At 70.4% G+C, this 22,021-nt stretch carries 20 protein-coding genes; 12 read left to right on the top strand and 8 right to left on the bottom strand.

Annotation, left to right across the window (positions count from 1 at the left end):
• Nucleotides 1-76: 76 nt before the first annotated feature.
• Nucleotides 77-1,282, bottom strand: coding sequence for a fatty acid biosynthesis transcriptional regulator FasR (fasR, locus tag IPT68_RS11435; protein ID WP_189696758.1), 1,206 nt, complete (start codon nucleotides 1,280-1,282; stop codon nucleotides 77-79).
• Nucleotides 1,283-2,027: 745 nt separating this feature from the next.
• Here fasR and IPT68_RS11430 point away from each other — a divergent pair.
• Nucleotides 2,028-2,678, top strand: coding sequence for a pirin family protein (locus IPT68_RS11430; RefSeq protein WP_189696759.1), 651 nt, complete (start codon nucleotides 2,028-2,030; stop codon nucleotides 2,676-2,678).
• 6 nt (nucleotides 2,679-2,684) lie between these two features.
• On the opposite strand, the gene IPT68_RS11425 is transcribed toward IPT68_RS11430, so the two are convergent.
• The gene (locus IPT68_RS11425) at nucleotides 2,685-3,509 is read right to left on the bottom strand and encodes a serine hydrolase domain-containing protein (protein WP_189696760.1); all 825 of its coding nucleotides are present in this window, start codon (nucleotides 3,507-3,509) and stop codon (nucleotides 2,685-2,687) included.
• A gap of 233 nt (nucleotides 3,510-3,742) precedes the next feature.
• On the opposite strand from IPT68_RS11425, the gene IPT68_RS11420 reads away from it, so the two are divergent.
• Together IPT68_RS11420 and IPT68_RS11415 are read left to right on the top strand one after the other, a co-directional pair.
• Nucleotides 3,743-4,261 carry a MerR family transcriptional regulator gene (locus tag IPT68_RS11420; RefSeq protein WP_189696761.1) on the top strand — a complete coding sequence of 173 codons (519 nt, stop codon included), beginning with the start codon at nucleotides 3,743-3,745 and terminating at the stop codon, nucleotides 4,259-4,261.
• Nucleotides 4,258-5,274, top strand: coding sequence for an aldo/keto reductase (locus tag IPT68_RS11415; RefSeq protein WP_189696762.1), 1,017 nt, complete (start codon nucleotides 4,258-4,260; stop codon nucleotides 5,272-5,274). Before IPT68_RS11420 ends, IPT68_RS11415 begins: the two co-directional genes overlap by 4 nt.
• A 57-nt stretch (nucleotides 5,275-5,331) precedes the next feature.
• Here the strand turns inward: IPT68_RS11415 and IPT68_RS11410 are convergent, their stop codons facing one another.
• The 3 genes from IPT68_RS11410 to IPT68_RS11400 all read right to left on the bottom strand — a co-directional run bounded on the left by IPT68_RS11410 (nucleotide 5,332) and on the right by IPT68_RS11400 (nucleotide 8,259).
• On the bottom strand, nucleotides 5,332-6,180 hold the full coding sequence (locus tag IPT68_RS11410) for a DUF4429 domain-containing protein (RefSeq protein ID WP_189696763.1): 849 nt from the start codon (nucleotides 6,178-6,180) through the stop codon (nucleotides 5,332-5,334).
• A 66-nt stretch (nucleotides 6,181-6,246) separates the two neighbouring features.
• A complete protein-coding gene (locus IPT68_RS11405; protein WP_189696764.1) occupies nucleotides 6,247-7,464 on the bottom strand; it encodes an alpha/beta hydrolase in 1,218 nt (405 codons plus the stop codon).
• Nucleotides 7,465-7,599: 135 nt separating this feature from the next.
• A complete protein-coding gene (locus IPT68_RS11400) occupies nucleotides 7,600-8,259 on the bottom strand; it encodes a TetR family transcriptional regulator (protein ID WP_189696765.1) in 660 nt (219 codons plus the stop codon).
• A 114-nt stretch (nucleotides 8,260-8,373) separates the two neighbouring features.
• Here IPT68_RS11400 and IPT68_RS11395 point away from each other — a divergent pair, with 114 nt between their 5' ends.
• Both IPT68_RS11395 and IPT68_RS11390 read left to right on the top strand, forming a co-directional pair.
• The gene (locus tag IPT68_RS11395; protein WP_189696766.1) at nucleotides 8,374-9,993 is read left to right on the top strand and encodes an MFS transporter; all 1,620 of its coding nucleotides are present in this window, start codon (nucleotides 8,374-8,376) and stop codon (nucleotides 9,991-9,993) included.
• 248 nt (nucleotides 9,994-10,241) lie between these two features.
• Nucleotides 10,242-10,547 carry a small hydrophobic protein gene (locus IPT68_RS11390; protein ID WP_189696767.1) on the top strand — a complete coding sequence of 102 codons (306 nt, stop codon included), beginning with the start codon at nucleotides 10,242-10,244 and terminating at the stop codon, nucleotides 10,545-10,547.
• A gap of 60 nt (nucleotides 10,548-10,607) precedes the next feature.
• Here the strand turns inward: IPT68_RS11390 and IPT68_RS11385 are convergent, their stop codons facing one another.
• Nucleotides 10,608-11,369: a potassium channel family protein gene (locus IPT68_RS11385; protein ID WP_189696768.1), complete on the bottom strand. Its 762-nt coding sequence runs from the start codon at nucleotides 11,367-11,369 to the stop codon at nucleotides 10,608-10,610.
• A gap of 105 nt (nucleotides 11,370-11,474) precedes the next feature.
• Nucleotides 11,475-14,222, bottom strand: coding sequence for a pyruvate dehydrogenase (acetyl-transferring), homodimeric type (gene aceE, locus IPT68_RS11380; protein WP_189696769.1), 2,748 nt, complete (start codon nucleotides 14,220-14,222; stop codon nucleotides 11,475-11,477).
• A 426-nt stretch (nucleotides 14,223-14,648) separates the two neighbouring features.
• Here aceE and IPT68_RS11375 point away from each other — a divergent pair, with 426 nt between their 5' ends.
• From IPT68_RS11375 to IPT68_RS11350, 6 genes are all read left to right on the top strand, one after another.
• Nucleotides 14,649-15,086 carry a DUF3052 domain-containing protein gene (locus IPT68_RS11375; RefSeq protein ID WP_189696770.1) on the top strand — a complete coding sequence of 146 codons (438 nt, stop codon included), beginning with the start codon at nucleotides 14,649-14,651 and terminating at the stop codon, nucleotides 15,084-15,086.
• Between the two features lie 107 nt (nucleotides 15,087-15,193).
• A complete protein-coding gene (locus IPT68_RS11370) occupies nucleotides 15,194-15,652 on the top strand; it encodes a peroxiredoxin (protein ID WP_189696771.1) in 459 nt (152 codons plus the stop codon).
• Between the two features lie 114 nt (nucleotides 15,653-15,766).
• Complete coding sequence (locus IPT68_RS11365) at nucleotides 15,767-16,342, top strand: calcium homeostasis/redox stress adaptation protein (protein ID WP_189696772.1); 576 nt, start codon at nucleotides 15,767-15,769, stop codon at nucleotides 16,340-16,342.
• Nucleotides 16,343-16,443: 101 nt separating this feature from the next.
• Nucleotides 16,444-17,019 (top strand): TerD family protein, encoded by a 576-nt coding sequence (locus IPT68_RS11360; protein WP_189696773.1) that lies wholly within the window; start codon nucleotides 16,444-16,446, stop codon nucleotides 17,017-17,019.
• Nucleotides 17,020-17,077: 58 nt separating this feature from the next.
• Complete coding sequence (locus tag IPT68_RS11355) at nucleotides 17,078-18,214, top strand: DUF475 domain-containing protein (RefSeq protein ID WP_189696774.1); 1,137 nt, start codon at nucleotides 17,078-17,080, stop codon at nucleotides 18,212-18,214.
• Nucleotides 18,215-18,357: 143 nt separating this feature from the next.
• Nucleotides 18,358-19,095 (top strand): TerD family protein, encoded by a 738-nt coding sequence (locus IPT68_RS11350; protein WP_189696775.1) that lies wholly within the window; start codon nucleotides 18,358-18,360, stop codon nucleotides 19,093-19,095.
• A gap of 409 nt (nucleotides 19,096-19,504) precedes the next feature.
• Here the strand turns inward: IPT68_RS11350 and IPT68_RS11345 are convergent, their stop codons facing one another.
• The gene (locus IPT68_RS11345) at nucleotides 19,505-20,383 is read right to left on the bottom strand and encodes a TerD family protein (protein ID WP_189696776.1); all 879 of its coding nucleotides are present in this window, start codon (nucleotides 20,381-20,383) and stop codon (nucleotides 19,505-19,507) included.
• Between the two features lie 206 nt (nucleotides 20,384-20,589).
• Between IPT68_RS11345 and IPT68_RS11340 the strand changes: the two genes are divergently transcribed.
• Entirely contained in the window at nucleotides 20,590-21,768 is a 1,179-nt protein-coding gene (locus tag IPT68_RS11340; protein WP_189696777.1) for an HpcH/HpaI aldolase/citrate lyase family protein, read from the top strand.
• Nucleotides 21,769-22,021: the final 253 nt, after the last annotated feature.

Raw genomic sequence — 22,021 nt, 5'->3', positions numbered from 1 at the left:
CTTGGTTACGGGCACGGCCGCCCGTGGGGACAAGGACGAAGAACGGCAAGGGGTTTTGTGGGCCCCCGACAAAAGACTAGGGCTGCGCATCCCCATCGGCCAGACGCCCCAGGATCAGCGCGATGCGCAACGTGAACGCGGAACGTACATCGGATGGCGACCAACCGGTGACGTCAGTCACACGTCGAAGCCGGTAGCGCACGGTGTTGGGATGGACGAACAGCATCCGGGCGGCGCCCTCGAGACTGCTCGCCTGTTCGAGATACACGCTGAGCGTCTCCAGGAGCGCGGAGCCGGCCTCCTCCAGCGGTCTGTAGATCTCCTCCACCAACTGCTCGCGCGCGCTGGGGTCCGAGGCGATCGCGCGCTCCGGCAGCAGGTCGTCCGCCAGCACCGGCCGCGGCGCGTCCTGCCAGGCGGAACACGCCTTCAGCCCCGCGGCGGCGGCCTGTGCGGACCGGGTCGCGGCCAGCAGGTCGGGCACGATCGGCCCGGCGACCACGGGGCCCGCGGCGAAGGGCCCGATCAGCGACTTCGCGACGGCGAGCGGATTGTCGCTGCCGCCCGCGATGACGACGAGCCGGTCACCGAGCACCCCGGTCAGCACCTGGAGCTTGGCATGCCGTGCCGCGCGCCGGATGGCCTCCACGGTCAGCTCGGAGTCACCGTCGGGCGCCGTTCCCAGCACCACGCACACATGCTCCGGCGCGTTCCAGCCCAGCGCCGCCGCCCGCGACACCGCGCCCTCGTCGGCCTCGCCGCTCAGCACGGCGTTCACGACGAGCGACTCGAGCCGCGCGTCCCAGGCGCCCCGTGCCTCGGCGGCCTGGGCGTACACCTGGGCGGTGGCGAAGGCGATCTCCCGCGCGTACACGAGGAGCGCCTCGCGCAGGACGCTCTCGTCGCCGGGGGCGGCGACCTCGTCGATCGCGCTCTCCATGACCTCGATGGTGGTGCGCACCATCTCCACGGTCTGCCGCAGCGTGATCGCCCTGGTCAGCTCGCGCGGAGCGGTCCCGAAGACGTCGGTGGAGATGGCCTGGGGGGCGTCCGGGTGCCGGAACCACTCGGTGAACGCCGCGATACCGGCCTGCGCGACCAGCCCGATCCAGGAACGGTTCTCCGGTGGCATGGCCCGGTACCACGGCAGCGTCTCGTCCATGCGCGCGATGGCCTGGGCGGCGAGAGTGCCGGAGGACCTCTCCAGCCGCTTCAGGGTCGCGGTGTGCGGGTGGACGCCGGGCGGGGCGGTACGGGCGGTGCTGGTTTCGGGTTCGGGCACGGGACAAGACTGCCTTATCCGGACGCGCGCGCGTGTCGCCGGGTGGGGATGAGGGTCCCGGGCGCCGCGGGCACGGTTCCCGGCGGGGATCGGACGGGGCCGCGGAGCGGTCGCCGACGCGGGGGACCGACGGGGGCTCGGCCGGTCGTGACGCGACCCGGTGCCGGTCCCGGCCCGCGACACGGCCGTCCGTCCGGCTGGTGCCAGTGCCGTCCTGGGCCCCGACACGGGCTTGGGCTTCGGTCCGGCTCGTGCCCGCGGCGTCCGGTGCGGGCCTGCGGCCGCGGCGAGGCTTCCGTCCGGCTCGTGACCGAGGTGTGCGGCGCCGGTCCTCGCCCGCGACACGGCGTCCGTCCGGCGGGTGCCGATACCGTCCTGGGCCCCGACACGGGCTTGGGCTTCGGTTCGGCTCGTGCTCGCGGCGTCCGGTGCGGGCCTGCGGCCGCGGCGAGGCTTCCGTCCGGCTCGTGACCGAGGTGTGCGGCGCCGGTCCTCGCCCGCGACACGGCGTCCGTCCGGCGGGTGCCGATACCGTCCTGGGCCCCGACACGGGCTTGGGCTTCGGTCAGGCTCGTGCCCGCGGCGTCCGGTGCGGGCCTGCGGCCGCGGCGAGGCTTCCGTCCGGCTCGTGACCGAGGTGTGCGGCGCCGGTCCTCGCCCGCGACACGGGCTTTCGTTCGGCTTCTGAGCCGTGTGCGTGTGCCGGTCCTCGGACGGTTCGGGCGGGTCTACGGTGGTGGGTGTGATGGACGTGCGGCGCGCCGGTGAGCGCTACCCCGGAGGCGACCCGGAGGCCGGGATCGAGTCCCGTCACGCCTTCTCCTTCGGCCCCCACTACGACCCCGGCAATCTGCGTTTCGGCGCCCTGATCGCCTGCAACGAGGAGCGCCTCGCCCCCGGCGCGGGCTTCGCGGAGCACCCGCACAGCCACACCGAGATCGTCACCTGGGTCGTCGAGGGCGAGCTGACGCACCGCGACTCGACGGGGCACGAGACGGTCGTCCGCACCGGGGACGTGCAGCGCCTGAGCGCCGCGTCCGGCGTGCGGCACGTCGAACGCAACGACGGCGAGCGCCCGTTGACCTTCGTGCAGATGTGGCTGGCCCCGCTCGCGCCGGGCGGCGACCCGGCGTACGAGATCGTGCGCGGCATCGCGGACGCGACGCCGTACGCGCTCCCCGAGGCCGGCGCGATGCTGCACGTACGCCGACTGGCGCCGGGCGAACGCACGGCGGTCCCCGACGCCGCGCACGTCTACGTCCACGTCGTGCGCGGCGAGGTCGCCCTCGGCGCCGAGCGCCTGGGCCCGGGTGACGCGGCCCGCATCACGGACGCGAAGGACGAGGAGGCGGTGGGGGCGACGCCGGCGGAGCTGCTGATGTGGGAGATGACCTGACGGCCGTCAGCCCCGGCGCGCCTCCGCCAGCACCGCGTCCGTGAACACCGGCCACGCCTCGGTCGCCCAGGGCCCGAACGCCCGGTCCGCCAGCGCCACGCAGGCCAGCCCCGCGTCCGGGTCGACCCACAGGAACGTACCGGACTGCCCGAAGTGCCCGAAGGTGCGCGGCGACGAGGAACCGCCCGTCCAGTGCGGGGACTTGGAGCCGCGGATCTCGAAGCCGAGCCCCCAGTCGTTGGGGTTCTGGTGCCCGTACCCGGGCAGGACGCCCTTCGTCCCCGGGTACTGCACGCTCATCGCCTCGGCGACGGTCAGCGGGTCGAGCAGGCGTGGCGCCTGCACCTCGGCGGCGAACCGCAGCAGGTCCTCGACGGTCGACACCCCGTCCTTGGCGGGGGAGCCCTCGAGGGACGTGGACGTCATGCCCAGCGGCTCCAGCACCGCCTGCCGCAGGTACTCGGCGAACGGGATGTCCGTGGCCTTGGCGACATGGTCGCCGAGCTGCTCGAACCCGGCGTTGGAGTACAGCCGCCGCTCCCCGGGCGGCGCGGTGACCCGGTGCTCGTCGAAGGCCAGCCCGGAGGTGTGCGCCAGCAGGTGACGCACCGTCGACCCGGGCGGCCCGGCGGGCTCGTCGAACTCGACCGCACCCTCCTCGTACGCGACCAGCACGGCGTACGCGGCCAGCGGCTTGGTCACCGAGGCCAGGGGAAAACGGTGCCCGGCCGGCCCGTGCACCCCCAGCACGGCACCGTCGGCCCGTACGACCCCCGCCGCAGCGGTGGGCACCGGCCAGCTGTCGATCAACGCCAAGCTCTGCAAGGACATGCCCCGAGCCTAATCCCGCTCGCAGCACCGGCTTGCTGACGGGGTCCTCGGCGGGGCCGTGCGGGGCCCCGGCGACTCGTACAGTCGTTCCCCCATGCGCGCGCGTCCGGCAGCCGCGGCGTACGAGGCCCGCCGGGCGCCGCGCCCACCCCGCGCGTCCTGCCGATTCATGACCGGCTCTTTCCCTTGCCACGCTTGCCTGGAGTGCACTCCAAGGTCATAGCGTGGAGCGCATGACGGTGATGCAGACCATGGCAGCAGCCACCGAAGAGGCTCACGAGGAGGCCCACGAGGAGGGCCCCACCCGCACCGACATCTGCTCCGCCCCGCCCCGACGGCACCCGCGCCCCGACGGCCAGGACCGCTACACGATCAGCGAGGTCGTCGCCTTCACCGGCCTCACGGCCCACACCCTGCGCTGGTACGAGCGGATCGGCCTCATGTCCCACATCGACCGCTCGCACACCGGCCAGCGCCGCTACACCAACCGCGACCTGGACTGGCTGGACCTCGTCGGAAAGCTGCGGCTGACCGGCATGCCGGTCGCCGACATGGTGCGGTACGCGGAGCTGGTGCGCGCGGGCGACGGCACGTTCGCAGAGCGCCGCGAACTGCTGCAGACGACCCGCGAGGACGTCCTGGCGCGGATCGCCGAACTCCGGGACACACTCGCCGTGCTCGACCGGAAGATCAGCTTCTACGCCGAAGCCGGCCGCGCGCAGCCCTCGCGCGAAGGGAAGAGGAACCGATGAACGACGGCACCATAGCGACGGTACGGCTCGGTGACACCGGACCCGAGGTCGGTGTGCAGGGCCTCGGCTGCATGGGCATGAGCTTCGCCTACGGCCCCTCCGACGCGCACGAGTCCCGCGCCACCCTGGAGCGGGCGCTGGAGCTGGGCGTCACGCTGTACGACACGGCGGACGCGTACGGCGCCGGCGACAACGAGCGGTTCCTGTCGCCGTTCTTCACGGCGCACCGCGACGAGGTGGTGATCGCCACCAAGTTCGCCCTGTCGATTCCGCCGGAGGACCCGACCAGGCGGGTCATCCGCAACGACCCGTCGTACATCCGCCAGGCCGTGGAGGCGAGCCTCAAGCGCCTGGGCGTGGACGTGATCGACCTCTACTACATGCACCGCCGGGACGTGAACGTGCCGATCGAGGAGACGGTCGGCGTGATGTCCGAGCTGGTCCGCGAGGGCAAGGTCACGTACCTGGGCCTCAGCGAGGTCACCGCCGACGAGCTGCGCGCCGCGCACTCCGTGCACCCCGTCACCGCCGTGCAGTCGGAGTGGTCGCTGTTCAGCCGGGACATCGAGGCGAGGGTCGTGCCGGCCGCCCGTGAGCTGGGCGTCGCCCTGGTCCCGTACTCCCCGCTCGGCCGCGGTTTCCTCACCGGGTCCTTCGTGAACGCCGAGCAGGACCTCACCGCCGACGACTTCCGCCGCGGGCAGCCCCGGTTCACCGGCGCCAACGCCTCGGCGAACGCGGCACTGCTGGAGCCGGTCCGCACGGTCGCCGAGGCGCACGGCGCGTCGCTCGGCCAGATCGCCCTGGCCTGGGTGCAGCAGCAGGCGGCCGTCCACGACCTGACGGTCGTCCCGATCCCGGGAACGCGCAGGCCTGGCCGCGTCGAGGAGAACACCGCGGCCACCGGGATCACGCTGACGCAGGACGAACTCGCCCTGCTTCAGCCCGTGGCGACGAAGGTGGCCGGCGACCGCTACGCCGACATGACGTTCACGTCGGCAGGCAGGGAGTGATGCTCGACGCCGGGGAAGCCGCACGCGCACGACCGCACGCGCACGACCCGGCGGACGCTACAGCTCGGCCAGCAACTCGGCCTTCTTCACGGAGAACTCCTCGTCGGTGACCAGCCCGGCCTGGTGCAGTTCCCCGAGATGCCGGATCCGCTCCGCGATGTCCGCGGGGTCCCTCCGCACGCCGGCGGCGACCACGGCCGCCGTCGGCCCCGCGGAGCGCACCGCCGCCAACACGGCCGCCGCGAACGGCAACGACTCGTGCACCGGCCCGTACCCGAGCCCGAACACCACGGCGGCGGGGTCCTGGTCGGCCTGCGCCGACTGCTCGCCCGCGTCGCGCCGCAGCAGCCGCAGATGTCCCTCGAACACCTCCGGCGAGCGCCACTCCACCCCGCTGAGGTCCCGGACGGCGAACGTCTGGTCCCCGGCCTTCCACTTGGCCGACGACGCCCCCGTCCAGAACCACCGGAACGTCACCGACGTCCCGTCGAACGAGGCCTTGCCGTCGTAGGCCTTGAACTGCAACGGCGCTCGCGGCGCGGCGACCAGATGCCGGTCCACCGGCCCGGAATCGGTCAGCAGCGCGCGGATTTCGTCGGCGTAGTACTCGGCCAGCGTCTCCCGTTCGGCGGGCAGCACGAGCCGGTAGGGATCGCTGCCCTCCTTCAGCTGCCCGGCCGCCGCGTCCATCAACGGGTCCGCGCCCGGCCGGGGTTCGGCACACAGGACGACGGTTCCGCGCCGCCCGGGGGAGAGCGTCACCCCCTGCAACGCCGCCAGCGGCACCCGCCGTTCACCGAGTGCCTGGAAGAGCCTGGGTGTTCGAATCCCCCGTTCGTAGCGGATGAGCACGGAGTCGGACTCGAACTCCCAGGCGGCATGAAATCCGGCCAGTACGTCACCCATGCGGCTCATCGTAAGCGGCACGCCCTCTTTCGTCCCCTCCCTGCGCAGACCGCAGTTTCTGCGCCTCTACGCGCGTCCGGCCGTGGCCGTGGCGGACAAACCCGCCCGGCACGTGCCGGCATCGTCGGCGCAGTCCACCGCGCGGTACGCGCCAACCCCGATCTCGGCGAAGTTGGCGAGGCTCTCGGTGCCGGGTACGAAATACCCGGCGTGCCCCTGGGCGCCGCGCGCCGACAGCACGCGCGCCCCGAACGCGGCGGACACCGGATCCGCGCCGTGCCCCAACCCGCCGAACTCCATGTACGGCACGTCCTGGATCCAGTCGTCGGCGTCCCGCATCGCCCACACCCGGGCGGAGGTGCGCAGTTGCGTGGCCCTGGTGACGCGCATCCCGGGGCTCCCGGCCACCGCTATGTCGGCGACCCGGCCGGGCAGGGAGTGCGCGGCGACCCCGCAGACCACGGATCCGTAGCTGTGGCAGAACAGCGACACCGGCGCCTTGCCGGGCAGCGCGCGCACCAGCGCGTTCAGGCGCACCGCCCCGTCCTCGGCGCGCATCGCGGTGGCCGACTCCATGCCGAGGCCGTTGGGCGCGGTGTAGTCGGCCCAGGCGATCACGGCCGTGCGGGTCGATGGGCCGGCGGCGCGCTCGGCGGCGTAGAGGGACTTCGCCATGCCGACCGGGGCGGTGTGGCTGCGCCGGGTGCGCTGGAAGGTGAGCAGGTCGGTGTCGACGCCGGGGACGACGACGGAGACCCGTTCGGCCCGGTCCAGGTCGCCGAACACCTCGGCGACGCGGCCCGAGCCGTCCGGGTCGAAGGCGAGGATCTGCCGGTCCGCGCTCATCAGCGACGCGAAGCGGTGCATGCGGCGGCCCGCCTCGTGCTGCCCGGCGGGACTGAGCCGCGCGTCGCGCATGCGTCCGAGTTCGACCCTGCGGGCCTCACCGAGGGCGATGCGGTTGGCCCGGTAGCGAAGCTGGACGGGGGCGCCGTTCATGTTGCCGACCGCGAGGGGATAGCGGCGGGCCAGGTGGGCGCGCTGCCCGTCGCCGAGCGAGGCGAAGAAGGCGGCGATCCGCGCGGGCGCGGCGTCCGGGTCCGGCAGCCGGTGTCCGCCGACGCTGCCGTCCTCCCAGGCGGAGAGGGAGGCCTGGAGCGGACTCTGGGAGCGGTGGCTGCGCAGGGTGGTCCACCCGGTGGTCGCCAGCATCACGAACACCACGGCCAGTGCCGGCAGGGCACGCCAGACATTGAGCGAAGGGGAGGCGTCGAAGGAAGTCACTGGGAGGACACACTAGGAGAACGGGAGGGTCTCGCGTGAACCGTGTGGCGTGTATCACGTTTGAGGGAAGTCACCTGATCGCACCGCGCCGGACCCCCTGCGTGCGGTCCGCGGGGCCTGCCGTCGACGCCCGCCTCAGCGCCCGCGCCAGTCGCCCGCCAGGACCGGACCCACCTGATCGAGGTACGCGGCCGTCAACGTGCGCATCGCCTCCAGACTGACGTCCGGCCCCGCGCTCCACAGCCGTTCGGTGACCCGGACGACCCCGCCGAAGACGGCCACCGCCACCCGCGGCCGTGGATCGGCGTCCACGTCCAGGCCCTCCCGCTCGGCGATCAGCCGCGCCAGCTCCTCCTCCGTCTCCACCGACCGCCGCAGGTGCGCGGCGAGCAGGACGGGCGTCGACTCGATCACCCGGTACATCCGCAGGTACTGCTCGACCGGGACGACCGCCTCGATGACCTCGCTGATCCGGTTCCAGCCGTCCAGCACCGCCCGGCGCAGCGCCTCCATCGGCGGCTCGTGCGCGGGGCGGGCGCGCACCGCCTCCACGAAGTGCGCCACCGTGATCGCCTCCAGGGCGAGGGCGGCCTCCTCCTTGCCGGAGAAGTAGCGGAAGAAGGTGCGCTGCGAGACGTCGACGGCCGCGGCGATCTCGTCGACGGTGGTCTCGTCGTAGCCGCGGGTGGTGAACAGCTCGACCGCGGCGTGCAGCAGCGCGTCCCGGGTGCGCTGCTTCTTGCGTTCGCGCAGACCCGGCCGCGGCCCTGTCCCTGCGGTGCCGACCGTGTCCATGGAGTCTCTCCTGCGAACTGTTCCGCCTGATCAGGCTATGTGCGAGTGTCGTGACAGTTACCGACTTGTGAATTTGTTTGTCAACTGTCAGAGGCTGTCACTAGCCTCGAACGCATGACTAGTCAGACCACCATCGACACGACGGGGCCGGGTGACGGGACGCCGGCAGCCCCGTCGGACCCGACGCCGGTCAAGGGCCTGCGCGGCCATCCCTGGCTCACCCTCATCACCGTCGCCGTGGGCGTCATGATGGTGGCCCTCGACGGCACCATCGTGGCCATCGCCAACCCGGCCATCGCCACCGACCTGAAGGCCAGCTGGGCCGAGGTCCAGTGGATCACCAACGCCTACTTCCTCGCCCTCGCGGTGTCCCTGATCACCGCGGGCAAGCTGGGCGACCGCTTCGGCCACCGTCAGACCTTCCTGGTCGGCGTCGTCGGCTTCGCCGCCGCCTCGGGTGCCATCGGCCTGTCCGACAGCATCGCCGCGGTCATCGTCTTCCGCGTCTTCCAGGGCCTGTTCGGCGCCCTGCTGATGCCGGCCGCGCTCGGTCTGCTGCGGGCCACCTTCCCCGCCGAGCGGCTCAACATGGCCATCGGCATCTGGGGCATGGTCATCGGCGCCTCCACCGCCGGCGGCCCGATCCTCGGCGGCGTGCTGGTCGAGCACGTCAACTGGCAGTCGGTGTTCTTCATCAACGTGCCGGTCGGGGTCCTCGCCCTCGTCCTGGGCCTGCTGATCCTCACCGACCACCGCGCGCAGAACGCCCCGCGCTCCTTCGACATCCCCGGCATCCTCCTGCTGTCGGCCGCCATGTTCTGCCTGGTGTGGGCCCTGATCAAGGCGCCCGAGTGGGGCTGGGGCGCAGGCCGGACGTGGACCTTCGTCGCCGCGTCGGTCGTGGGCTTCGCGCTCTTCGCCCTCTGGGAGAAGCGGGTCAAGGAGCCGCTGATCCCGCTCGGCCTGTTCCGTTCCGTCCCGCTCTCGGCGGGTGTCGTCCTCATGGTCCTCATGGCCATCGCGTTCATGGGCGGCCTGTTCTTCGTGACGTTCTACCTCCAGAACGTGCACGGCCTGAGCCCCATCGACGCCGGTCTGCACCTGCTGCCGCTCACCGGAATGATGATCGTCGGCTCCCCGCTCGCCGGCGTGATGATCACCAAGTTCGGCCCGCGGCTGCCGCTGGCCCTGGGCATGAGCTGCACCGCGCTCGCCATGTACGGCATGTCCACGCTGGACAAGGGCACCGGCAGCGGCGTCATGTCGCTGTGGTTCGCGCTGCTCGGTTTCGGCCTCGCGCCGGTCATGGTCGGCGCCACCGAGGTCATCGTCGGCAACGCGGCCATGGAGCTGTCCGGTGTGGCGGGCGGTCTGCAGCAGGCGGCGATGCAGGTCGGCGGCAGCCTCGGCACGGCCGTGCTGGGCGCCGTGATGGCCTCCAAGGTCGACAGCGACCTGCCGGGCAACTGGGCGGACGCGGGCCTTCCGCAGCTGACCCCGGCCCAGGAGGCGCAGGCCGCCGAGGCGGTCCAGCAGGGTGTCCCCCCGGTGCAGCCGGGCACGCCGGACGCCATCGCCGCGAAGATCACGGACGTCGCCCACGACACCTTCATCTCCGGCATGAGCCTGGCGTCGCTGGTCGCGGCCGGGGTAGCGGCGGTGGCGGTGCTGGTCGCCTTCCTGACCAAGCGCGGCGAGAACGCGGAGGCCGGCGTGGGCGCGGCGCACATCTGACGGGACTCACCTATCAGGGTGACAGTCCCCAGGACCCCTCCCGCGCGGCACGCGCCGCAGGTCACAGTGGGTCAAGCCCTCCGCACGGCATGTTCCCCGGGCATGTTCGTACGACGAGGGCGGCCGGGCCGCGGCGCGCTGCCGGAGGGGGGCGGCGCGCCGACAGGCCGTCAGGCATGGAACGCGCAGCGGGGGTACCCGATTCATCGACCCGAACGAACCGCGAGGTTCGAGGAGTTGATGAGTAGATGGCGGGCTTCGGACAAGGAACGCGCAGGTACCCCCGCTCACGTGGCCGGACGTGGTCACGGACCGGGCCGGATCGCGCGCAGCTCGGGATCATCGGCGCCATCTGTGCGACAGCCGGTTTCTTCGTCCTGGGCATCGTCCTGGGACCGGTGGCCATCGCCTGTGGCTGGCTCGCCATGGGCCGAACCTGGGCGGGCTCCCGCTCGGTATCGGCCCTCATTGCCCTGGTCCTGGGCGCGATAGACACGCTGCTGGCGCTCATCTGGCTGGCGGGGGCGTCGTCTCCCGGGTACGGGTTGTTCTGAGCCGGGGGGAGTGAGGAGGGGCCTCCGGCAACACGCCGGAGGCCCCTCGCACGGGTGCCCTCAGCGTTTCTCCTCCGCCGGCCCCGGCACCAGCACCGTCTCGCCCGACAGCGCCGCGACCTGCGCCCGCAGCGCCCGGACCTCCTCCGTCAGCGCCGCGATGGCCTCCGTCCGGCGCCGTTCCTCCGCGTCGTCCATCTCGAAGCGCGAGATGAACCAGGCGGCGATGTTCGCGGTCACCACACCGAGCAACGCGATCCCCGACAGCATCAGCCCCACGGCCAGCAGCCGACCCACCCCGGTCGTCGGCGCGTGATCCCCGTAGCCGACGGTCGTCATCGTCGTGAACGACCACCACACCGCGTCACCCAGCGTCCGGATGTTCCCGCCGGGCGCGTCCCGCTCCACCGACAGCACGGCCAGCGACCCGAACATCAGCAGCCCGACCACCGCGCCGGCCACATACGTCGTCAGCTGGATCTGCGAAGCCATCCGGGCCCGTCGCCCCACCAGCAGCAGGGTCGACACCAGCCGCAGCAGCCGCAGCGGCTGGAGCAACGGCAGCAGCACGGCACACAGGTCCACCCAGTTGCGCCGTACGAACTCCCAGCGGCGCGGCGTCAGCCACAACCGCACCAGGTAATCGGCCGCGAACGACCCCCACACCACCCACTCCACGACCAGGCACACGGTCGTCAGGGTCCGCCCCGCCGAACTGTCCACTATCGGCACCGCGTAGGCGACGGCGAACACCACGGCCAGTACCAGCAGCGGCCGTTGGGTACGCCGCTCCCACCGCACCTGCGCCGATTGCTCCTTCATGCCCGCATCGTAAGGAACGCCCGAGGGCGGCGGGGCCGGGGCCCCACCGCCCTCGGAACCGGCCGAAGCGAGCGAAAACCGCCCACAACGACCGCGCGCCCGCCGCTATGCGTCGCCGCCCGCGACCCCCGGATCCGCCGCCGAGACCTCGAGGAGCTGGTACCGGTCGATGGCCTGCTTCAGCACCGAGCGGTCCACCTTGCCCTCCTTGGCCAACTCGGCCAGCACCGCCACGACGATCGACTGCGCGTCGATGTGGAAGAAGCGACGAGCCGCCCCACGGGTGTCCGCGAAGCCGAACCCGTCGGCCCCCAGCGACTGGTACGTTCCCGGCACCCACCGGGCGATCTGATCCGGAACCGACCGCATCCAGTCGGAAACGGCCACGAAAGGCCCCTCGGCGCCACTGAGCTTCCGGGTGACGTACGGCACCCGCTGCTCCTCCTCCGGGTACAGCAGGTTGTGCTCCTCGCACGCCACCGCATCCCGCCGCAGCTCGTTCCACGAGGTCGCCGACCACACGTCGGCCCGTACGTTCCACTCCTCGGCGAGGATCCGCTGCGCCTCCACCGCCCACGGCACCGCCACGCCCGACGCCATGATCTGGGCCGGGACCGACCCGGAGGTGCCCTCGCTGAACCGGTAGACGCCCTTGAGGATGCCCTCCACGTCCACGTTCTCCGGCTCCGCAGGGTGCCGGATCGGCTCGTTGTAGACGGTGAGGTAGTAGAAGACGTCCTCGCCGTGCGGGTGCTCCTGCGACCCGCCGTACATCCGGCGCAGCCCGTCGCGCACGATGTGCGCGATCTCGTAGCTGAACGCCGGGTCGTAGGCCACGCAGCCCGGGTTCGTCGAGGCGAGCAGCTGCGAGTGACCGTCCGCGTGCTGCAGGCCCTCACCGGTCAGCGTCGTGCGCCCCGCGGTCGCGCCCAGCACGAAGCCACGGGCCAGCTGGTCGGACATCTGCCAGAACTGGTCGCCGGTGCGCTGGAAACCGAACATCGAGTAGAAGACGTACACCGGGATCAGCGGCTCGCCGTGCGTGGCGTACGCCGAGCCCGCCGCGATCAGCGACGCCGTGCAGCCGGCCTCGGAGATGCCGTCGTGCAGCATCTGCCCGGTCGGCGACTCCTTGTACGCGAGCAGCAGCTCCCGGTCGACGGCCTCGTACTGCTGCCCGAGCGGGTTGTAGATCTTCGCACTCGGGAAGAAGGAGTCCATGCCGAACGTGCGGTACTCGTCCGGCGCGATCAGCACGAACCGCTTGCCGATTTCCTTGTCCCGCATGAGGTCCTTGAGCAGCCGGACGAAGGCCATGGTCGTTGCGATGGACTGCTGACCCGTGCCCTTCTTCACGGTCGCGTACGCCTTGTCGTCGGGCAGCGCGAGCGGCTCGGACCGCACGACCCGAGTCGGGACGTACCCGCCGAGCCCTTTGCGGCGGTCGTGCATGTACTGGAGCTCCTCCGAGTCCCGGCCCGGGTGGTAGTACGGCGGCGGGCCGGACTCCAGGTCCCGGTCGGAGATCGGCAGGTGCAGCCGGTCCCGGAAGCGCTTGAGGTCGTCGACCGTCAGCTTCTTCATCTGGTGCGTGGCGTTGCGGCCCTCGAAGTTGGGGCCGAGCGTCCAGCCCTTGATCGTCTTGGCCAGGATCACCGTCGGCTGGCCCTCGTGCTCGACGGCCGCCTTGTACGCCGCGAAGATCTTGCGGTGGTCGTGACCGCCGCGCCCCAGCATCAGGATCTGGTGGTCGCTCATGCCCTCGACCATCGCGCGCAGCCGGTGGTCGTCACCGAAGAAGTGCTCCCGGATGTAGGCGCCGGTCTCGGTCGCGTACGTCTGGAACTGGCCGTCCGGCGTGGTGTTCATCTTGTTGACCAGCACGCCGTCGCGGTCCTGGGCGAGCAGCGGGTCCCAGGTGCGGTCCCAGATCAGCTTGATGACGTTCCAGCCGGCGCCCCGGAAGACCGACTCCAGCTCCTGGATCACCTTGCCGTTGCCGCGCACCGGGCCGTCGAGCCGCTGGAGGTTGCAGTTGACGACGAAGGTGAGGTTGTCCAGGCCCTCACGGGCGGCGATGGTCAGCTGGCCGAGGGACTCGGGCTCGTCCATCTCGCCGTCGCCGAGGAATGCCCACACGTGGGACTTGGAGGTGTCCGCGATCCCGCGCGCGTGCATGTAGCGGTTCATCCGCGCCTGGTAGATCGCGCCGATCGGGCCGAGGCCCATCGACACGGTCGGGAACTCCCAGAACTCCGGCATCAGCCGCGGGTGGGGGTAGGAGGACAGGCCGTACGGCGCCTTGGACTTCTCCTGCCGGAAGCCGTCCAGGTGCTGCTCGGACAGGCGGTCGAGCAGGTACGCGCGCGCGTAGATGCCCGGTGAGGCGTGCCCCTGGAAGAAGACCTGGTCGCCCCCGTCGCCCTCGTCCTTGCCGCGGAAGAAGTGGTTGAAGCCGACGTCGTAGAGCGAGGCCGAGGAGGCGAACGTGGCGATGTGGCCGCCGACTCCGATGCCGGGGCGCTGGGCCCGGGAGACCATCACGGCCGCGTTCCAGCGGGTCGCGTTGAGGATCCTGCGCTCGATCTCCTCGTTGCCCGGGAAGAACGGCTCGTTCTTGGTGGGGATGGTGTTGACGTAGTCCGTGCTGCGCATCTCGGGCACGGCCACGCGCTTCTCGCGGGCGCGCTCGATCAGGCGCAGCATCAGGTAGCGGGCCCGCTCACGGCCGCGCTCGTCGATGGCGGCGTCGAGGGAGTCGAGCCACTCCTGGGTCTCCTCGGGATCGAAGTCAGGAACCTGACTCGGAAGGCCGCCAATGATGATCGGATTGCGATCGGATCCGGAAGCCACGCTGTTCCTTACCTGTCAGAGGGCGATTATCGAGGGTTTTCGGTAAGCCTGCACCGTTCCCCATCGTGTACCTCGGGGCTGCAAACGTCACCTCTACCGAGAGGTAACGATGACCCTTGGTCGGGTCCGGGCCGGCGGTGGACGCAGGGCCATTCGAATCTCGTACCCAGGGATGATTCCCAAACGTACATACGGGGCAGATAGGTGTGGTGTACGTCACCATGGGTCTCGACGGCATGCAGGGAGTTGCGGCGACACGGCCGGGATCGTCACCGTTTCGGCGGTCCGAACCGCCGGGTACTTGCGCGATCCGCCCCGCCCGTGTGGACTACGGCCAATGCTTCGCGCACGCGCGTGGCTGAGATTCCCCCGAGTTCTTGACGAGCAGGGGGTACCCACATCCAAGACATGATCAGGAGGCAACCCGTGAGCGCGACCGCGGACCACGCGGAGGAGCGGACGAACCCTGCCGCCAGGCTGGGGTTCCAGCCCGGGCAGGTGGTCCAGGAGATCGGCTACGACGACGACGTCGACCAGGAGCTCCGCGAGGCCATTGAGGAAGCCATCGAGGGCGACCTGATGGACGAGGACTTTGACGACGTGGCCGACGCCGTTGTGCTGTGGTTCCGTGACGACGACGGCGACCTGACGGATGCGCTGGTGGATGCCACCACGTACATCGAGGAAGGCGGCGCGATCCTGCTCCTCACGCCGAAGACCGGCCGGTCGGGGTACGTGGAGCCGAGCGACATCTCGGAAGCCGCGACGACGGCAGGGCTGACCGCGTCCAAGAGCGTCAGCGTCGGCAAGGACTGGAGCGGCAGCCGCCTCGCGACGCCGAAGGCGGCGAAGTCCAAGCGGTGACCGTTCGTCGAACGTGGGACGGGCCGACGGATGTCGGCCCGTCCCACGTTCGCCGGTGATGCTGCGTAGGGTGGTGTCCACTCGAACAGCCCACCGAAGGGACGACGATGGCCATCCAGGTCGGCGACAAGGCCCCCGACTTCGCGCTGAAGGACAACCACGGGCGGGCCGTGCAGCTCTCCGACTTCCGCGGCGAGAAGAACGTCGTGCTGATCTTCTACCCCTTCGCCTTCACCGGCGTGTGCACCGGCGAGCTGTGCGAGGTCGGGGACAACCTGCCGCAGTTCGCCGACCGCGACACCCAGGTGCTCGCCGTCTCCAACGACTCCATCCACACCCTGCGCGTCTTCGCCGAGCAGGAGCGCCTGGAGTACCCGCTGCTCAGCGACTTCTGGCCGCACGGCGAGGTCAGCCGCGCCTACGGCGTCTTCGCCGAGGACAAGGGCTGCGCGCTGCGCGGCACCTTCGTCATCGACAAGGAGGGCGTGGTCCGCTGGACCGTCGTCAACGGCCTGCCGGACGCCCGTGACCTGAACGAGTACGTCAAGGCACTCGACACCCTGTGATTGTTCGGTCCCAAGGCCTGCTACGGCCGGGAACCCGTCACTAGGATCGACTCGTTTGATCCGATACCAACGCACGACGGGGCTTCCCGCCCCCGGACACCAATGGAGGGACTCGTGGGAGTCAGCCTCAGCAAGGGCGGCAACGTATCGCTGACCAAGGAGGCCCCGGGCCTGACCGCGGTCATCGTCGGTCTGGGGTGGGACGTGCGCACCACGACCGGCACGGACTTCGACCTCGACGCGAGCGCGCTGCTGCTGAACAACTCCGGCAAGGTCAGCAACGACCAGCACTTCATCTTCTTCAACAACCTCAAGAGCCCGGACGGCTCGGTCGAGCACACCGGTGACAACCTCACCGGTGAGGGCGAGGGCGACGACGAGCAGATCAAGGTCAACCTCGCGGGCGTCCCCGCCGACATCGAGAAGATCGTCTTCCCGGTGTCGATCTACGACGCCGAGAACCGCCAGCAGTCCTTCGGCCAGGTCCGCAACGCGTTCATCCGCGTCGTCAACCAGGCCGGCGGCGCCGAGATCGCGCGGTACGACCTCTCCGAGGACGCCTCGACCGAGACCGCGATGGTCTTCGGCGAGCTGTACCGGCACGGCGCGGAGTGGAAGTTCCGCGCCATCGGCCAGGGGTACGCCTCCGGCCTGCGCGGCATCGCGCAGGACTTCGGCGTCAACGTCTGAGCCGTCCTTTTCGCCTCGCCCGTCCGGCGCCGCACGTTTGCGTGCGGCGCCGGACGCGCAGGACAACCACATCAGGCAGCACCCAGGGGAGGACCAGCATCATGGGCGTCACGCTCGCCAAGGGGGGCAACGTCTCCCTGTCCAAGGCCGCGCCGAACCTCACTCAGGTGATGGTCGGGCTCGGCTGGGACGCACGCTCCACCACCGGAGCCCCCTTCGACCTGGACGCCAGCGCCCTGGTGTGCAGCAGCGGACGGGTGCTCGGCGACGAGTGGTTCGTCTTCTACAACCAGCTCAAGAGCCCGGACGGCTCGGTGGAGCACACCGGTGACAACCTCACCGGTGAGGGCGACGGCGACGACGAGTCCATCCTCATCGACCTCTCCAAGGTCCCCGCCCAGTGCGACAAGATCGTCTTCCCGGTCTCGATCCACATGGCCGATGAGCGCGGCCAGACCTTCGGCCAGGTCAGCAATGCCTTCATCCGGGTCGTGAACCAGGCCGACGGCCAGGAGCTCGCCCGCTACGACCTCAGCGAGGACGCCTCCACGGAGACCGCCATGATCTTCGGCGAGGTCTACCGCTACCAGGGAGAATGGAAGTTCCGGGCGGTGGGACAGGGGTACGCGTCGGGGCTGAGGGGCATCGCTCTAGACTTTGGGGTCAACGTTTCGTAAAGCCGGGTGCGGCGCGGGGGAGACCCGTACACCCCGTACACAAGGGATTGGGTAGCCAGTGGTTCTGAAAACCTTCGGCTGGTCGTTCGCGGTCACCGCGCTCGGCCTCGTCGCGGCGGTCTTCTACGGGGGGTGGACCGCTTTCGGCATCGTGGCGATCCTCTCCGTCCTCGAGATCTCGCTGTCCTTCGACAACGCAGTGGTCAACGCCGGAATCCTGAAGAAGATGAACGCCTTCTGGCAGCGCATCTTCCTCACCATCGGCATTCTGATCGCCGTCTTCGGCATGCGGCTGATCTTCCCCGTGGTCATCGTCGCCGTCAGCGCGCAACTCGGTCCGATCGAGGCCGTCGACCTCGCCCTGACCGACAAGGAGCGCTACCAGGAACTCGTCACCGACGCCCACCCGGCGATCGCCGCGTTCGGTGGCATGTTCCTGCTGATGATCTTCCTGGACTTCATCTTCGAGGACCGGGAGATCAAGTGGCTGGGCTGGCTGGAGCGCCCGCTGGCCAAGCTGGGCAAGATCGACATGCTGTCGGTCTGCATCGCCCTGATCGTGCTGCTGATCACCGCCACGACCTTCGCCACCCACGCGCACCTGCACGCCGGGCCCGCGAACAAGGCAGAGACGGTTCTGCTGTCCGGCGTCGCCGGCCTCATCACCTACATGATCGTCGGCGGTCTCTCCGGCTACTTCGAGGACAAGCTGGAGGAAGAGGAGGAACGCGAACACGAGCAGGAGGAAGAGGCCAAGCGCACCGGCAAGCCCGTCATGCTGCTGGCCGGCAAGGCCGCGTTCTTCATGTTCCTCTACCTCGAGGTCCTGGACGCGTCCTTCTCCTTCGACGGCGTGATCGGTGCGTTCGCCATCACCAACGACATCGTGCTGATGGCCCTCGGCCTCGGCATCGGCGCCATGTACGTCCGGTCGCTGACCGTCTACCTGGTCCGTCAGGGCACCCTCGACGACTACGTCTACCTGGAGCACGGCGCGCACTACGCCATCGGTGCGCTCGCGGTGATCCTGCTGATCACGATCCAGTACGAGATCAGCGAGATCATCACGGGTCTCATCGGCGTCGTCCTGATCGCCGCCTCGTTCTGGTCCTCCGTCCGCCGCAACCGCGCGCTGGCGGCCGCCGAGGGAAAAGCCGGCTCGGACGACAAGACTGAGGTCTCGTCCGGGGTGTGACACCCGTTCGAGTGAGGAACGCTCTGTGCGGGGCGGCCGTCGAGGACGACTGATGTCCTCGGGGCCGCCCCGTCGGTCTTGTCCGGCAGGGCGCGGCGCGTGCAACACGGCACGGCACGGTGAGTGGGAGTGTGGGGGCGGGAATGGGCTTGTTTGACGGGCTCTGGCGTGGGCGTGCGGCCGAGTTCGACTCGGGCAGCGCGGCCAGCAACGCGATCGAGCTGACCAAGCGGCACAGCCAGGTGTCGCTCACCAAGCAGGGGGCGGAGACCGGGAATCTGCGCATCAACCTGACCTGGCGGATGCGCAGCTCCGACATCGGCGGGCCCCAGCGGGAGAGCCTGCTGCGGCACCCCTTCAAGGCGCTGAAGCCGCCGGAGGTCATGGGCCACAGTCAGAGCATGGTCAACGTCGACCTCGACCTGGGATGCCTGTACGAACTCCAGGACGGCACCAAGGGCGTCGTACAGCCGCTCGGCGGCTACTTCGGCGACGTCAACGCACCGCCGTACGTCAAGCTCAGCGGCGACGACCGGTTCGGCTCGGCGTCCGGTGAGACGATCTACGTCAACCTGGACCACCGCGAGGCGATCAAGCGCCTGCTGGTCTTCGTCTACATCTACGACCAGACCCCCGCGTTCGACCGCACCCACGCCATCGTCACGCTCTACCCCAGCAACGGCCCCCGCATCGAGATCGGCCTCGACGAACGCCACCCCCAGGCCCGCTCCTGCGCGGTCGTGATGATCGAGAACGTGAAGAACGAGGTGTGGGTGCGGCGCGAGGTGAAGTTCGTCTACGGATTCCAGGCGGAGCTGGACCGGCTGTACGGGTGGGGGCTGCAGTGGGGGCGGGGGCACAAGGTCAAGTCGCAGCGGTGAGGGGGACCGGGGCGGGGGTGCGGCTTGTTGCGCGGGGGCTGATGGCTGGCGGGGTACTTGTGTGTGGGGCGGGGGGCTGACGGCCCCAGGGGTGCTTACGTCGGCGGTCGGCATCGTGTCGCGCGAGCGGCACGCCCCCGCGAAAACCCTCGAATGAGCGGCACGCCGCCCGCCGATGCCCTCGCACAAGCGACCACGTCGGCTGTCGGCAGCCCCACGAAAGCGACCCGCCCGCCGACACCCGCCCAGGCAGCCCGCGCCGCCCGATCAGCAGGCGCCGCCGATCAGCAGGCGCCGACCGGCAACCCGCCGCAAAAGCGTCGACCGCCGAACGCCGCCTGTGCGACGGTCCCGGCGGCCGACGGGTTGCCTGTACGAGGCGTCGGGGTGCCGTTTCGGCGCGCCGGTGTCAGCGGCCGATGAACTGAGGGCCCTGCGGCGGCAGCCGGAAGTCGGGGTCCGGGGCCGAGGGCACCGGGATCGGCGGCGGGTAGCCGTAGCCGGACTGGGCGGTCGGCGGCGCGGACTGCGGGTAGCCGTAGCCGGTGTCGGCGGCCGGATGCGGATAGCCGTACGCCGGCTGCGTCGCCGCGGGCTCCTGCTGCTGCGGATAGCCGTACGCCGGCTGCGCGGACTGCTGCGGCACCACCGCAGTCGGCTGCTCCGGCGGCAGCGGTCGCGACACCTCGGGCGCCGTCCGGGCCGCGGCGGACGTACCGTCGCCGCCCGCCGACTCCGCGGCCTCCGCCTCGTCCACGGAGATCCCGAAGTCGGTCGCGAGCCCCTTCAGCCCGTTCGAATAGCCCTCCCCGAGCGCCCGGAACTTCCAGCCCTCACCGCGCCGGTACAGCTCCCCGCAGATCAGCGCCGTCTCCTCGCCGGTCTCCGGCTTGACGTCGAAGTGCGCAAGCGGCTCCCCCTCGGCCACCGCCGCGTCGTACAGCAGGATGCGCAGTGACCGTACGCGATCGAACGCCACCCCGTCCGCCGAAGCGACCAGAAGAATCTGGCTGACGTCGGACTCGACACCGGACAGATCCGTCTGGATCGTGTCGGTCAGCCCCTCGGCCACCCGTTTCTTGCCGAGCCGCCACACCTTCCCGGACGGGTGCCGGGGCTGGTTGTAGAAGACGAAGTCCTCGTCGGAGCGCACACGACCGTCAGGGCCCAGGAGCAGCGCAGAAGCGTCGACGTCCGGGACCCCCTGCCCGGTCGTCCAGCGCAGCACGGCGCGCACCGTCGTGGCTTCGAGCGGGACGTTCGACCCCTTCAACATCGCGTGCGTCATGCGGTCATCCTGCCCTCTCGGTCCTGCTCACGACAACGCGGGGTACACGGGTCCCGGACCGCCCGCAGCACCGGGAGACACCTTTGCCCGCCCTTGTGTTACTTGAAATTCATGCCTGGCGGGAACCCATGACATGGATCTCTACGTACTATTACCGGCCACCTTCAGCCGGATCTCTGGCCGCTCAAGCACCGCTGGGAAGCTATATGCGTCATTTCGGGCACATCGCCCCTGAGGTGCGGCAGCGCCTCTTCCACCGGGAGCCGTGCGAGTTCACCGCGGACTCCCCGGCCCGGCTGTTGTCCGCGGCTCTGGGTGCCACCCTGTACAGCCCGGCCACCAGGCCGCGGCTCGCCGAGGACATCGTCAAGCAGACCAGCCGCGGCGTGGTCTCGATGGTGCTCTGTCTGGAGGACTCGATCGGTGACGCGGACGTCATGGCCGGTGAGGAGAATCTCGTCGGCCAGTTCGCCGAACTCGCCGACCTGGCCGCGCGCGGCACCGGCCCCGACCTCCCCCTGCTGTTCATCCGTGTCCGCACGCCCGACCAGATTCCCGACCTGGTCCACCGCCTCGGCCCCCACGTCCGGCTGCTGTCCGGATTCGTGCTCCCGAAGTTCACCGCGGAGCGCGGCATCCCCTTCCTGGAGGCCCTCTCCGTCGCCGAGACGGCCTGCGGACGGCGGCTCTTCGCCATGCCGGTCCTGGAGTCCCCCGAGCTGCTCTACCGCGAGTCGCGGGTGGAGACCCTGGAGGGCATCTCCCGGGCCGTCGACAAGTACCGAGGCCGGGTCCTCGCCCTCCGCCTCGGCGTGACCGACTTCTGCTCCTCCTACGGCCTGCGCAGGGCCCCCGACATGACCGCGTACGACGTCCAGATCGTCGCCTCGGTGATCGCCGACGTGGTCAACATGCTGGGGCGGGCCGACGGCACCGGGTTCACGGTGACCGGGCCGGTGTGGGAGTACTTCCGGGTGCAGGAACGTATGTTCAAGCCCCAGCTGCGGCGCAGCCCCTTCCTTGAGGGCCAGGCCGAAGAGCTGCGAGAGGACCTGATCGAGCACGCCATGGACGGGCTGCTGCGGGAGATTACGCTGGACCAGGCCAACGGTCTGCTCGGCAAGACCTGCATCCACCCCTCGCACGTCCTGCCCGTGCACGCGCTGTCGGTCGTCAGTCACGAGGAGTTCAGCGACGCGCAGGACATCCTGCGGCCGGAACAGCTGGGCGGCGGAGTGCTGAGGTCGGCGTACACGAACAAGATGAACGAGGTGAAGCCACACCGCGCCTGGGCGGAGCGGACCCTCCTGCGGGCCGAGGTCTTCGGCGTCGCCAACGAGGACATCGGTTTCGTGGAACTCCTCGCCGCGGGAATTCCCGGGTGAACGCGGTACGGCACCACAAGGGCGACCACCGCCCGGCACAGTCGATGACGCCGAAGAACTCCGAACTCGGCTGAACACGGGGAACGCATTGGACAAGGCAGTGAACGACGGGGTCGTCCGGGATGACGGGGCCGAGCGGGGCCACGCCGCCCAACGAGGTGACGCGGTGAACCCGGGTGGTGAGGCCACTCGTGGCGGTGAGGCCATCATGGGCGGTGAGGTCAACCGGGGAGACGAGATGAGCCGGAGCGAC

Source organism: Streptomyces chromofuscus (genome assembly GCF_015160875.1).
GTDB classification, from domain to species: domain Bacteria; phylum Actinomycetota; class Actinomycetes; order Streptomycetales; family Streptomycetaceae; genus Streptomyces; species Streptomyces chromofuscus.
Note: the sequence above shows the minus strand (reverse complement) of the source record. Positions and strands in the feature narration are given on the sequence as shown.